The sequence below is a fragment of the Arthrobacter senegalensis genome, from assembly GCF_059091765.1.
Map to the genome: position 1 here is coordinate 769,649 of NZ_JBNHGZ010000001.1, position 12,590 is coordinate 782,238.

14 protein-coding genes and 1 tRNA gene are annotated in these 12,590 nt (G+C 70.2%); 8 read left to right on the forward strand and 7 right to left on the reverse strand.

Going from position 1 to position 12,590, the window contains the following annotated elements; translation table 11 throughout:
• Positions 1-126 precede the first annotated feature (126 nt).
• The 4 genes from rplK to AC5RVG_RS03590 form a co-directional block, all read right to left on the reverse strand.
• Complete coding sequence (rplK, locus tag AC5RVG_RS03575; protein ID WP_493979247.1) at positions 127-558, reverse strand: 50S ribosomal protein L11; 432 nt, start codon at positions 556-558, stop codon at positions 127-129.
• Between the two features lie 127 nt (positions 559-685).
• A complete protein-coding gene (gene nusG, locus AC5RVG_RS03580) occupies positions 686-1,597 on the reverse strand; it encodes a transcription termination/antitermination protein NusG (protein ID WP_494012738.1) in 912 nt (303 codons plus the stop codon).
• Between the two features lie 91 nt (positions 1,598-1,688).
• Positions 1,689-1,958 carry a preprotein translocase subunit SecE gene (gene secE / locus AC5RVG_RS03585; RefSeq protein ID WP_494000508.1) on the reverse strand — a complete coding sequence of 90 codons (270 nt, stop codon included), beginning with the start codon at positions 1,956-1,958 and terminating at the stop codon, positions 1,689-1,691.
• Between the two features lie 116 nt (positions 1,959-2,074).
• A tRNA-Trp gene (locus AC5RVG_RS03590) sits at positions 2,075-2,147 on the reverse strand.
• A gap of 283 nt (positions 2,148-2,430) precedes the next feature.
• Between AC5RVG_RS03590 and AC5RVG_RS03595 the strand changes: the two genes are divergently transcribed.
• The gene (locus AC5RVG_RS03595; protein ID WP_494012739.1) at positions 2,431-3,651 is read left to right on the forward strand and encodes a pyridoxal phosphate-dependent aminotransferase; all 1,221 of its coding nucleotides are present in this window, start codon (positions 2,431-2,433) and stop codon (positions 3,649-3,651) included.
• Between the two features lie 61 nt (positions 3,652-3,712).
• Here the strand turns inward: AC5RVG_RS03595 and AC5RVG_RS03600 are convergent, their stop codons facing one another.
• From AC5RVG_RS03600 to AC5RVG_RS03610, 3 genes are all read right to left on the reverse strand, one after another.
• Positions 3,713-4,054, reverse strand: coding sequence for a DUF8129 domain-containing protein (locus AC5RVG_RS03600; RefSeq protein ID WP_494012740.1), 342 nt, complete (start codon positions 4,052-4,054; stop codon positions 3,713-3,715).
• A gap of 83 nt (positions 4,055-4,137) precedes the next feature.
• Positions 4,138-4,788 (reverse strand): LuxR C-terminal-related transcriptional regulator, encoded by a 651-nt coding sequence (locus AC5RVG_RS03605; protein WP_494000511.1) that lies wholly within the window; start codon positions 4,786-4,788, stop codon positions 4,138-4,140.
• Complete coding sequence (locus AC5RVG_RS03610) at positions 4,785-6,170, reverse strand: ATP-binding protein (protein ID WP_494012741.1); 1,386 nt, start codon at positions 6,168-6,170, stop codon at positions 4,785-4,787. The genes AC5RVG_RS03605 and AC5RVG_RS03610 overlap by 4 nt, the downstream gene beginning before the upstream one ends.
• 135 nt (positions 6,171-6,305) lie before the next feature.
• Here AC5RVG_RS03610 and AC5RVG_RS03615 point away from each other — a divergent pair, with 135 nt between their 5' ends.
• The 7 genes from AC5RVG_RS03615 to AC5RVG_RS03645 all read left to right on the forward strand — a co-directional run bounded on the left by AC5RVG_RS03615 (position 6,306) and on the right by AC5RVG_RS03645 (position 12,488).
• Complete coding sequence (locus AC5RVG_RS03615; RefSeq protein WP_494012742.1) at positions 6,306-8,021, forward strand: PspC domain-containing protein; 1,716 nt, start codon at positions 6,306-6,308, stop codon at positions 8,019-8,021.
• Complete coding sequence (locus AC5RVG_RS03620; protein ID WP_493980168.1) at positions 8,018-8,236, forward strand: hypothetical protein; 219 nt, start codon at positions 8,018-8,020, stop codon at positions 8,234-8,236. The genes AC5RVG_RS03615 and AC5RVG_RS03620 overlap by 4 nt, the downstream gene beginning before the upstream one ends.
• Positions 8,237-8,374: 138 nt before the next feature.
• Positions 8,375-8,620, forward strand: a complete 246-nt coding sequence (locus AC5RVG_RS03625; protein WP_494012743.1) for a PspC domain-containing protein — start codon at positions 8,375-8,377, stop codon at positions 8,618-8,620.
• Positions 8,621-8,702: 82 nt separating this feature from the next.
• The gene (locus tag AC5RVG_RS03630; RefSeq protein WP_494012744.1) at positions 8,703-9,617 is read left to right on the forward strand and encodes an ABC transporter ATP-binding protein; all 915 of its coding nucleotides are present in this window, start codon (positions 8,703-8,705) and stop codon (positions 9,615-9,617) included.
• Complete coding sequence (locus tag AC5RVG_RS03635; protein ID WP_494012745.1) at positions 9,614-10,510, forward strand: ABC transporter permease; 897 nt, start codon at positions 9,614-9,616, stop codon at positions 10,508-10,510. Before AC5RVG_RS03630 ends, AC5RVG_RS03635 begins: the two co-directional genes overlap by 4 nt.
• A 57-nt stretch (positions 10,511-10,567) precedes the next feature.
• Positions 10,568-11,812 (forward strand): sensor histidine kinase, encoded by a 1,245-nt coding sequence (locus AC5RVG_RS03640; protein ID WP_494012746.1) that lies wholly within the window; start codon positions 10,568-10,570, stop codon positions 11,810-11,812.
• Positions 11,802-12,488: a response regulator gene (locus tag AC5RVG_RS03645; RefSeq protein WP_494012747.1), complete on the forward strand. Its 687-nt coding sequence runs from the start codon at positions 11,802-11,804 to the stop codon at positions 12,486-12,488. The genes AC5RVG_RS03640 and AC5RVG_RS03645 overlap by 11 nt, the downstream gene beginning before the upstream one ends.
• Positions 12,489-12,590: the final 102 nt, after the last annotated feature.

The following is a 12,590-nucleotide window of genomic DNA, read 5'->3' on the forward strand; positions in this document are numbered from 1 at the left end:
CGCCCGGCCCTGCCACAACGACGGCGGTGTTCCCACCTGTGGCGAGCTGTGTCGCCGTCGTTTTGTGAATTGTCTTGGTGAAGGCCTTGCTGGACATCTGTCCTGCGGCCTCCGGGTTGAGGGTGTTTAGCCCTCCACCTCGATGCCCATGGAACGGGCGGTGCCGGCGATGATCTTGGCGGCAGCCTTGATGTCGTTGGCGTTGAGGTCAGCCATCTTGGTGCCGGCGATCTCATCGACCTGCGCCTGGGTCAGCTTCGCAACCTTGTTGGTGTGCGGGGTAGCCGAACCCTTCTGCACGCCTGCGGCCTTCTTGATCAGCTCGGCGGCCGGCGGGGTCTTGGTGATAAAGGTGAAGGAACGGTCTTCGTAGACCGTGATTTCAACCGGGATCACGTTTCCGCGCTGGGATTCCGTGGCGGCGTTGTACGCCTTGCAGAATTCCATGATGTTGACACCGTGCTGACCAAGCGCCGGACCGATCGGCGGGGCCGGGTTGGCGGCGCCTGCCTGGATCTGGAGCTTGATGAGGCCGGTGACCTTTTTCTTGGGGGCCATATCGGGTCCTTCTCTCACATTACGTACCGGCGGCACAGGAGCGTGCCGGCGGTGGTTGGCCGCCATGGCTTGGCGGCCGGCCGTGCGGATTCGGACAAAGCGGGTCCGTATCCGCACGAAGTCTTGGTTAGTGGATCTTGGTGACCTGGCTGAACGAGAGCGTCACCGGGGTTTCGCGCTCGAAGATGGTCACCAGCACCACCAGCTGCTGGGATTCCGGCTTGATTTCGGAAATCGTTGCCGGCAGCGTCTCGAACGGCCCGTCGTTGACGGTGACGGACTCGCCGACCTCGAAGTTGACGGTGATCGGCGTGCTCGGTGCCGTCGACTTGCCCGCAGCCTTGCCGCCGGCTTCCGTCTTGGTGCCCGTGATGGTGTGCTCCAGCATGGAAGCAACTTCCTTCAGGCTCAGCGGCACCGGGTTGTGGGCGTTGCCGACGAACCCGGTCACGCCGGGGGTGTGGCGGACGGCGCCCCATGAGGCGTCGGTCAGGTCCATCCGGACCAGCACGTAACCCGGGATGCGCACGCGCTTGACCAGCTTGCGCGTGGTGTTCTTGATCTCCACGACCTCTTCCATCGGGACCTGGATCTCGTAGATAAAGTCTTCCATGTTCAGGGTCTGGATGCGGGTCTCCAGGTTGACCTTCACACGGTTTTCGTAGCCGGCGTAGGAGTGGATGACGTACCAGTCGCCGGGCTGGCGGCGCAGCTTGGCCCGGAAGGCTTCGAGGGCTTCCTCTTCGGTCTGCTCAACCTCTTCGGCTTCTTCGGCCGGCCCGGTCTCCTCCGGGGCCCCGTCGGCGGCCTCGGCTTCGGTCAGGTCCGCCTCGGCGGCGGCTTCGGCGGCCTCGTCGAGGACGGGGGCGTCGTCGGCGGCCTGGTCAAGCTCGCTCGCCAGATCGGCACCGGCAGCCTCTTCTGCGGCGTCAACGCCAAAAGCCGGCACCTCGTCGGTGCCGGTCCCGGTAACCTGCTCGTCGGCTTCCAGCTCCGCGTTCTCTTCGGAGTTCTGGGCTTCGAGTTCCTGGTCGGACACTTAGCTTCCTGCTTTCTTCTTCAGCTCACTTGACTCGCGGCGGCTTTGCGCCGTCGTCGTATCCATCCGTACGGCTGCCGCAACGCGGACGTTACTGTTCGGGTATGCCGTCTCCGAAGACGAAGAACGCGCCCTGGCCGAAAACCAGATCCAGTGCCGTGACGATCAACATCATGACCGCCACAAAAGCGATCACCACCAGCGTGTAGTTCAGCAATTCCTTGCGGGTCGGCGTGACGACCTTTTTGAGTTCGGCAACGACCTGGCGGACAAACAAAATGATCCGGGCGAAGAGACCGCGCTTCTCGGTCTTTCGTCCGGTGGGGCGTCCCTGGGGACTGCTGGAAGACGTATCGGTCAACCTGGCCTCACTCATTCTGTCCGGTGTCCGGCCCCCGGACGGCCTCGGCCGGCCTGGACCGCTGCTTCGTGCTGGGATGCTGAACTGCTGCAGTCTATGTCTGCGGCGGTTCTGCGCAGGGCAGACAGGACTCGAACCTGCAACCTGCGGTTTTGGAGACCGCTGCGCTACCAATTGCGCCACTACCCTATGGAGCCGAATACCGCCGGATGCCCCGCCGCGCGGGCATGGAACATCATGGCGTTTTCAACACCGAAGATCCAGTTTACGCCAGCGATGCGCCGACGTCGAACCGAACCCCGTTTGCCGCCCACAAGGCGACTGATCCATTATGCAACATTTCCGCCGGCCCGCTGACCAAGGGGCCGTGCGGGCACCCGGCAACGGGCCGTACCTCCGACGGGCTGCACCCGGACTCGGCCTGCACCTAGACTAGGGAACAGTCCTACACGCTACTGAAGACGGGAACACCATGCCTGCCAACGCCCGCGTCTCCCGGCGCATTGCGTCCATCGCCGAATCCGCCACCCTCGCCGTCGATGCCAAGGCAAAAGCGCTGAAGGCTGCCGGGCGCCCGGTGATCGGCTTCGGGGCGGGCGAACCGGACTTCCCGACCCCGGACTACATCGTGGAGGCCGCCATCGAGGCCGCGCGCCAGCCGCGCTTCCACCGCTACTCCCCCGCCGGCGGCCTGCCCGAACTGAAGCAGGCCATCGCGGACAAGACGCTGCGCGATTCCGGCTACCGGGTGGACCCGGCCCAGGTGCTGGTGACCAACGGCGGCAAGCAGGCCGTGTACGAATCCTTCGCCACCTTGTTGGATCCGGGCGACGAGGTCCTGGTCCCCACGCCGTTCTGGACCACCTACCCCGAGGCGATCCGGCTGGCCGGCGGCGTCCCGGTGGAGGTCTTCGCCGGGCCGGAGCAGGGCTATCTGGTCACCGTCGACCAGCTCGAAGGCGCGCTGACCGACAAAACCAAGGTGCTGCTCTTCGTCTCCCCGTCCAACCCGACCGGTGCCGTCTACCAGCCGGAACAGGTTGCCGAGATCGGCCGGTGGGCCGCGTCCAAGGGCCTGTGGGTCATCACCGACGAGATCTACGAGCACCTCACCTACGACGGCGTGCCCTTCACCTCCATCGCGACGGCCGCGCCGGAGCTGGGCGACAAAGTCGTCATCCTCAACGGCGTGGCCAAGACCTACGCCATGACCGGCTGGCGGGTGGGCTGGATGATCGGCCCGAAGGACGTGGTCAAGGCCGCCACCAATATGCAGTCCCACGCCACCTCCAACGTGGCCAATGTGTCCCAGATGGCGGCGCTGGCCGCCGTGTCCGGACCGCTGACCGCGGTGGACGAGATGAAGGTTGCCTTCGACCGGCGCCGCAAGGCCATGGTCGAGGGCCTGAACGCCATCGCCGGCGTCGAATGCCCGACGCCGGAGGGCGCGTTCTACGCCTACGCCGACGTCCGCGGGCTGCTGGGCAAGGAATTCCCGACGGCGGACGGCACCATCCGTCCGGCGACCTCCGCCGAGCTCGCCTCGCTGATCCTCGACGAGGTCGAGGTCGCCGTCGTTCCCGGCGAGGCCTTCGGGCCGTCCGGCTTCGTGCGGTTGTCCTACGCCCTTGGCGACGAAGACCTGGCCACCGGCGTCGGCCGGCTGCAGGATTTCCTGGCGAAGGCCAAGTAGCCGCCCGAAACGGTGCCGGCCGGACTGCCCAGGGGCAGCCCGGCCGGCCGTGGCGTTCCGGCTACTTTTCCGGCTGGGACTGGTGGGCCGGATTGCCGTGGAACGGCGGCACGACCCGTGGGCCCGAGGTTTCCGGCTGCGCCGCGGAGCCGCCTTGGCTTCCGCCGACCTCGGGCATGTCCGGCACCGTGGTGCCGCTTGGCTCTGCTCCGGCACGCAACTCCTCGAGCCGGCGCTCAAGGACCTGGACGACCGGGAGCCGGTTTCCATGCTCCCGCTCGTAGGTCAGGAGCTCCGTCATTCCCTGCTCGTCCAGCCCGGTGATCCGGGTCGGGAGCGTGCCCAGGGGTATGTGGTCGTAGTCCGGCAGCGGAAGTTCGTCGTGCCGTGGGGAGTCGGTCATGAATCCTCCTGCGCTCGTCGGTCCTGACAGTTCCCCCAAGCTACCACCGGCGCCTGGGGGTACGACAGGGCCCGGTGCCCCTGCTATAGGATCCGGCGGTCAACAGCCCAGCGGGTCAGTTCGTGCCGGGAGGACAGCTGGAGCTTGCGCAGCACGGACGAGACGTGCGTTTCGACGGTCTTAATGGAGATGAACAGTTCCTTGGCTACTTCCTTGTACTGGTAGCCGCGGGCGATGAGCCGCATGACCTCCAGTTCGCGCGCGGAGAGCTTGTCCAGTTCGTCGTCAACGTTGGCTACGGCTGCGGTGCCGAAGGCGTCCAGGACGAACCCGGCCAGCCGCGGCGAGAAGGCAGCGTCGCCTCCGGCCACGCGCTCCACGGCGTCGGATATTTCGGCGCCGGAGATTGTCTTGGTGACGTACCCGCGGGCGCCGGCCCGGATGACGGTGACGACGTCTTCGGCGGAGTCGGACACGCTCAGCGCCAGGAATTTGGTCTCCGCCAGCAGGTCGGCGCAGCCCGCGACAACCTCGGCCCCGCCGCCGCCCCTGCCTCCGGGCAGGTGCACGTCCAGGAGGACGACCGCGGGCCGCTGCTCGTGGATGGCCGCGATCGCTTGCTCCACGGTCGCGGCCTCGGCGACCACCTCGATCCGCCCGTCCAGGTCCGCTTTCAAGCCGGAACGGAAGATGGCGTGGTCGTCGACGACGACCACGCGGATGGGTTCGGTCACGATGCGGTTCCTTCCTGGGGGTGCTGCAGGCTGAGATGGACTTCGGTGCCGCTGCCGGTGTTGCGGATTTTTGCCTGGCCGCCGTGCCGCTCCATCCGGCCGATCAGTGATTCGCGCACGCCCATCCGGTCCGGCGGCACGGCGGCGGGCTCGAACCCGGGACCGCGGTCCCGGACGAAGATTTCGCTGCTGCCCGGCGTGCATTCAACGTAGACGGAGATGGGGCCGCCGGCGTGCTTCGCCGCGTTCTGCACCGCCTCCCGGGTGGCATGCACCAGGACCTCGTGCCGGTCGGTCATGTCGCTGTCGCCCACGGCGACGACGTCCACGGGATGCCCGTAGGCGTCTTCGATTTCCGCGGCCACCGCCTTCACGCGGTCCACCAGGTTGCCCTCTTCCTGCCGCCTGTCCCGGTAGAGCCATTCGCGCAGTTCCCGTTCCTGGGCGCGGGCCAACCGGGTGACGTCGTGTTCCGAACCGGCGCGGTTCTGGATCAGGGCGAGCGTCTGCAGCACCGAATCGTGCAGGTGCGCGGCGATCTCCGCGCGTTCGGTTTCCCGGATCCGGCCGGAGCGTTCCGTCTCCAGGTCCCGCCAGTACTTCAGCACCCACGGCGCCAAAACCAGCAGGACCCCGGCCAGGACGGCCAGCGAGGCAAACAGCGTGGGCCACATGGCCTCCCAGGTAATCGAACCGGACACCATGGTGACGATGCCGGCCACCACCAGGACCAGCCCGGCCAGCAACCGCACGGCGCCTTGCGCCCCGGTCGCCCCGGCGCGGTCCATCAGGCCGCTGCGCCGGGAATCATCCAGCTGCATCCACGCGATCACCGCGCCGGCCGCGATGGCGAGGACCGGCAGCCAGGTCCCCCACGGCAGGTTGATGCCCGCCAGTTGGGCGACGACGGCGCCGCCCGCGAGGACCAGGGCCGCGCCGATCAGGATTTCCTTGCCGCCGCCGCGCTGCATCAGCCGCGGGGCGCCGACCGCGGCCTGCGGAAGCGCTCCGGGTTGCCCGCCCGGGCGGCGCGGGGGCGGGCCGGGCTGCGCGACGGGGCGGCCCACCGGCAGGCCGGCCGCCTGCACGACCGGCCGGCCGTTCCCCTCCTGGCCGGGACGGGGCGGGCCGAATCCCCGTGCGAAGTTCTCGGCGATGCCGCGGGGATTGAAGGCGCGCTCGGCTGCCAGGGCCTCGTCGGCCGCGGTCGGCACCAGCAGCCAAAGCCAGACATAGAGCAGCACACCCGCTCCCCCGGCGATCGCCAGGACCACCATGCCGACCCGGACGATCCCGACCGAGGTGCCCAGGTGCCGGGCCAGGCCGGTACACACGCCCGCGATAATGCGGTCCTCGGTGGAGCGGACGAGTGGTTCTCTCATGGGTCAATCCAAGCACGCGCGGGCGCACCCGACCTACCGGGTGGCGCCGAATCAGGGGAACCCGGCCGGCCGGTCAGGGAAGGGTCAGGGTGGCACCCCATAGAGGAGCGGGCTGCCGGTTGGAATGATCAAACCATGACCTCACACGCACCGAGCCCGTCGGATAACGACGGCAGCGACCGAACAGACGAACCGGACCAGCAACCGGCAGTTCCCGAATCCGGGCAGGAATCCGCCCCGGCAGCGCCCCAGGCGCCCGTTCCCGACGAGCCCCGGACCGTCCAGGCGGCAGAGGACGACGACGCACCCGCCAATCCGACCCAGCCCATCCTTCCGGGCACCAACCCCACCCTGCCGCTGGGCGCGGGCCACCACGATCCCGGCTACGCAAACGCGGCCGGGGCCGACGGGACCGGTTACGCCGGCCGTGACGGAGGCGGCGGCAACTTCCCGCCGCCTCCGGGCAGCGCCGGCGCTTACCCCCCGCCGCCCGCCGGCGGCTTCCCCGCGCACAGCAACGCGTTCTTCAGCTGGTTCCGCAACCTCGGCGTTTCCCGCGGGCAGGACCGCTGGATCGGCGGGGTGGCCTCCGGCGTCGCACACCGGATCGGGCTGGACCCGATCCTGGTCCGCGGGCTGTTCATCCTGCTCGCCGTCTTCGGCGGCATCGGCGTGCTGCTCTACGGCGTGGCCTGGGCCCTGCTGCCCGAGCCGGACGGCCGGATCCATGCGGAAGAAGCCGGCCGCAGCAACTGGACGGCAGGCATGACCGGCGCGGTGATCTTCACGGCCCTCGGCGTGTTCAGCCGCCCGTTCAGCTGGATCTTCGGGTTCAACAACGACGGCGGCTGGGGCTTCGGCGGCTTCGTCTGGGCCGTGATCTGGCTGGGCGCGGTGGGGTTCTTCATCTACTGGCTCGCCACGCGCAACAAGGCAGGCGCACCGGATTCGGCACCGACCGGAGCGGACGGCTTCCCGCCTGCGCCGGCCACCGGCAGCGGTACCTCCGCCTACTACGGCGCCCCCGGCACCTCCGGCACCACCGGCGCCGCCTACGGTTCGACGCCGGCTTCCGCGACCGGATACGGCAACGCGGGCCACGGCGGCCAGCAGGGCCCGCCGCGGCAGGCCTATCCGCAGCCGCGCCCGTATCCCCAGCCCGCGCCGCGGCCCTACAAGCCCGCCCCCCGCGGCCCCTCGGGTGCGGCCATCGCCCTGACCCTGGGCGCCGCCATGCTGGCCGCCGGCGTGGTCCTGGGGCTCAACGCGCTGGAATTCGTTGAGCTGGGCCGGAATGTCGTGCCCGTCGCCATCGCCGCGGCGCTGGTCGTGATCGGCATCGGCGTCGTGGTGCTGGGCGCCGTCGGCCGAACCTCCGGCGTCCTCGGTTTCCTGGCCGCGGTGGGACTGGTCCTGGCGCTGGCCTTCTCCGCGGGAACGCAGTGGACGGCCTCCAACTACGCCATCGCCTCCAGCCGCACCTGGACCTCGACCGCGACCCCGGCCCAGGGTGACGGCTACAGCGTCGTGGCCGGCGACGGCACCGTGGACCTGCGCGCCGTCTCCGGTTCCCGTTTCGGCGGCCCGGTCGTCGTCCCGGTCAACGCCGTGGCCTCCTCCATCACCGTCATCATCCCCGACGACGTCCCGGTGAAGGTGGAAACGCAGATGGCGCTGGGCAACGTCGAATACGTCACCGGCGCGGACAGCGGCCGGCAGTCCGGGTTCTGGCAGCCGGGAAGCTACACCATCAACGACGACGGCGGAGCGCCGGAAATCGTCCTGGCCGTCCGGGGCGTGGCCAGCAACGTCGACATCGTGACCGTCAGCGAACTGGAGGAAATCCGATGAGCAGCCAACTGAACCGCGACCAGGATCGCCGTCCCCGCGTCGGCACCATCATCTGGGGCTTGATCGCCGTGGCCGTCGGCCTGCTGGTGCTCGCCGGGACCTGGTGGGACATCAGCTTCAACTGGGCCTACGTGATGATCGCCCTGCTGATCGGCTCCGGCATCGCCCTGGTGGTCGCCGGCGTCCTGAGCGCCACCCGCAACCGGGACCGCTAACCCGGGACCGCCAGCCCAAGGACCGACAGGACCACACCCCCACCCAGACCGACAACGAAGGCGGCCCGCGCCACCCGCGCGGGCCGCCTTCGACGAACCGGCAGTGACAACAGCTCCCGAACACGAAAGCATGGTGCCATGGATACCTTCTACCGAGTGCTCCGCTCCAGCCCCGTCCGCCGCGGCCCCGACCGCTGGGTCGCCGGCATTTGCGGCGGCATCGCCGCCAGGTTCGGCTGGGACGTGATGTGGGTGCGGATCGCCACCTTGCTGGTCTTCCTGTTCCCCGGCGTCGGCATCGGCACCTACCTGGTGTTGTGGCTGCTGCTGCCGAAGTACGACGGCAGCATCGCGCTGGAGAAGCTGCTCGCCCGCAAATCCTGATCCGCTGTCCACCGGCCGGAGGACAAGGGAGTCGGCAGGACGGACGTTCCGGCCACGGCCCCGGGCGGAGCATGCTGGAAGCATGAGAACACCCGCCACCGCATCCGATCCTGCCCCGCCGGGCGCCGCCGTCGTCCTCGACCGGTTGGTGAAGGAGTACCCCCGTGCCGGCGGCGGAACTTTCCGCGCCGTGGACGGCATCACGCTGCAGATCCGCACGGGCGAAACGTACGCGCTGCTCGGGCCCAACGGGGCCGGCAAATCCACCACCATCGAGATGATGGAGGGCCACCGGAAGCCGACCTCCGGCCGCGCCGCCGTGCTCGGCGTCGACCCGTACCGGGCGGCGCCGTCGTTCCGTGCCCGCATCGGGGTCGTGCTGCAGGAGGCCACCGACGCCGGCGAGCTGAAGGTGGCCGAGTCGCTGCGCGCCCTCGCCGCCTACTACCCCGCCCCGCGCCCGGTCGACGAGGTGATCGCCGCCGTCGGGCTGGAGGAAAAGGCCGGCGCGCGGATCGGCGCCCTCTCGGGCGGCCAGCGCCGGCGGCTGGACGTGGCCATGGGCCTGATCGGCAATCCCGACCTGTTGTTCCTAGACGAACCGACGACCGGCTTCGACCCGGAGGCCAGGCGGTCCTTCTGGGAGCTGATCCGCCGCCTGGGTTCCGACGGCACCACGATCGTGCTCACCACGCACTACCTCGACGAAGCCGAGCAGCTGGCGGACCGGCTGGGCGTCATCGCCGCGGGACGGCTGGTGGCCGAAGGCACGCCCGCAACGATCGGCGGGGCGGCACTGCGCCGGCCCAGGGTCAGCTGGACGGACGAGGCCGGCGACCACCTTGAAACGACCGACGAGCCGGCGGCGCTGGTGCACCGGCTCAGCGGCGGCGGGCGGCGCGAGCCGGCCAACCTGCAGGTGCGCGTGCCGCACCTCGAGGACATCTACCTTCAGTTGCTGCAGCAGCACGGCACGGACAGGACCGACGCGGCATGAACGCCCCGTCCCCCTCGACATCCGGCCCCGCCGTGTCCGCCCCGTCTACATCCGGCCGCCCCGGGGCATTCCGGGCTTGGCGGCCGAACGCCGTGCTGCTGGGCTGGAAACGGACGCTGCTGGAGGTGCGGATGTTCTCGCGCGACCCGGCCGCGGTGGTCTTCACCCTGCTGTTCCCGCTGATCATGATGGGCCTGTTCAGCACCGTCTTCGGCGAGGACGCGTCGATGGGTGATCCGGCGCGGCCGGAGTCGCTGCTGCGCCCGGCCGAGTACTTCCTGCCCGCGATGCTGGCGCTGGGCACGGTCCTGAGTGGCTTCCAAAACCTCAGCGCCTACGTGGCCGCCGAACGGTTCAACGGCAGCATCAAGCGGCTGGCCGGAACACCGCTGCCCAGCCTGTCCTACTTCCTGGGCAAGACCGGCATGACGCTGGTCCTGATCCTGACGCAAACGGCCCTGCTGCTGCTGGGCGCGCGGTTCCTGTTCGATGTGCCCCTGCCGGCGACGCCGGAGGCCTGGCTGACGTTCGCGTGGCTGCTCCTGGGGTCCACGGCGGCCTGGTCGGCGGTGGGGATCGCCTTCGCCTGCCTGGCCAGGTCCGGGCCCTCCGCCTCCACCATGGCGGCCGTGCCGCCGCTGCTGCTGTCCTTCATCTCCGGCGTCTATTTCCCGTTCCCGCAGATCCCGGACTGGCTGCGCGGCCTTGCGGACCTGACGCCGCTGCGCTGGACGGCCAGCGGCATGCGCTCGGTGTTCCTGCCGGAGGGCTGGGAGGCCGTGGAGCCCGGCGGGAGCTGGAACCTGGGGATGTCCGCCGTCGTGATCCTCAGCTGGCTGGCGGCCGGCCTGGTGCTGACCCGGCTGATGTTCCGTTGGCCGCCGCAGAAGTAGTCCCCCGCGGCAGGGCGCCGCGCCGGCCGGGCGGCGGGGCCGTCGTAAGGTGATGCCATGAGTGAATCCGCGGTTGCGCCGGCGCCTGCCCCGCCGTCCGTCGGGGACTCGATCTGGTTCCGGGGCCTGAAGTGGTGGCACCTCGGGTTCTACGTGGCGCTGGCGACCGTCGCCGTCATCGTCTGGGTCAGCGCTGAGGCGGGGAATCCCGCCAAGGCATCGGCGGTCGCGTCCCTCGTTCTGCTCGGGGCCGCCTACCCGTTCCTGACCCGGGCGAAGGACCTGCACACCTGGAAGCCGAAGCTGTACGTGGTGCTTCTGATCGCCGTGGTGACCTACCTGGCGTTCCTCTCCGGCGCCGGCTCGATCATCCTCTTCATCGCGTTCCCGCAGGTGTGGATGTTCGCGGGGTCGGAGCGCAACGGCGTTGCCGCCTCCGCGCTGATCTGCGTGCTCGTGGCCGCCGGCCAGCTGCACCTGTACGGCACCGGCGCCGCCGGACTGCTGGCCGCCGGGCTGCAGGCGGTGATCTCCTTCCTGGCCAGCACGCTGCTGGGCCTGTGGATCTACAAGATCATCGAACAGAGCGAGCAGCGGGCGGACCTGATCGCGGAGCTCAACGCCGCCCGGGCGGAACTGGGGGCCGCGCACGAGCGCCAGGGCGCCATGGCCGAGCGGGAGCGGATGGCCCGCGAGATCCACGACACGCTGGCGCAGGGCTTCACCTCGATCGTGATGCTCTCGGAGGCGGCCCAGGCGCAGCTGCGCAAGGCCGGTACCCCGGTCCCGGCGGTGCTTGCGTCCTCCCTGGCCGGGATCCGGGACACCGCACGGGACAACCTGCAGGAAGCGCGGGCCCTGATCGCGGCCTCCGGCCCCACGCAGCTGGCCGGCGGCGACCTGCTTGGCGCGCTGCGGCGGCTCGAGGCCACCGGCCTGGACGGCGCCCGGCTGAGCGTGGAGCTGCCGGCTGCGCTGCCGGAACTGACGCCGGCGCAGCAGGTGGTGGTGCTGCGGGCCGCGCAGGAGGCCCTGAACAACGTCCGCCGGCACGCCGGGGCGGGCTCCGCGCGGCTGCGGCTGCACCTCGACGGAGTGTCCCTGGTGCTCTCCGTGGACGACGACGGCGCCGGCTTCGTCCCCGGGGCGGGGGCCTCCGGCGACAGCTACGGGCTGCGCGCCATGGCCGAGCGGCTGTCCGAAATCGGCGGCAGCCTCGACGTGCGCTCGGCACCGGGCGACGGCACCCGGCTGACCATGACCATCCCGCTGCAGCTGCAAGGAGCCGGCAATGTCCGCTGAACCCCGACCGGACAGCCCGGGCAACGACACCGGGGCCACCACCGAAGCCCCCCGCATCCGGGTCGTCATCGCCGACGACCACCCCGTGGTCCGCGCCGGGCTGGCCGGCCTGCTGGGCACCGAGGACCGGCTGGAGGTGGTGGCCCAGGCTCCCGACGGCGCCGCGGCGGTGAGTGCCGCGCTGGACCTGGGCGCCGACGTCGTCCTGATGGACCTGCGGATGCCGCGGCTGGACGGCGCCGACGCCACCGCGCGGATCGTTGCCGCCCGGCCGGGCACCAAGGTGCTGATCCTGACCACCTACGACGGCGACGCCGACATCGTCCGCGCGGTGGAGGCCGGCGCGGTCGGCTACCTGCTCAAGGACACCCCCGGCGAGGCGCTGATCGCCGCGGTCTACGCCGCCGCCCGGGGCGAAACGGTCCTGGCCCCGCCCATCGCGGCCAAGCTGGTCTCCCGGCTGCGCTCGCCCGCGCCGCCGGCGCTGTCGGCCCGGGAGACCGAGGTGCTGGGGGCCGTGGCCGACGGCCTGAGCAACCCGGAAATCGCCGCCCGGCTGTTCATCGCCGAGACCACGGTGAAGACGCACCTGCTGCGGATCTTCGCCAAGCTCGACGTCGACGACCGCACGCGCGCCGTCGTCGTCGCCATGCAGCACGGCCTGCTGCCCGCCTGAGGCGCCGTCCCGCCCGGCAGGGTTCCCCGCCGCCGGAGCCGCTCGCGGCCGGAATGACTCGGGCCCCGGTTCCTGCATAGGATTGAGGCGGGCTCAATGGGG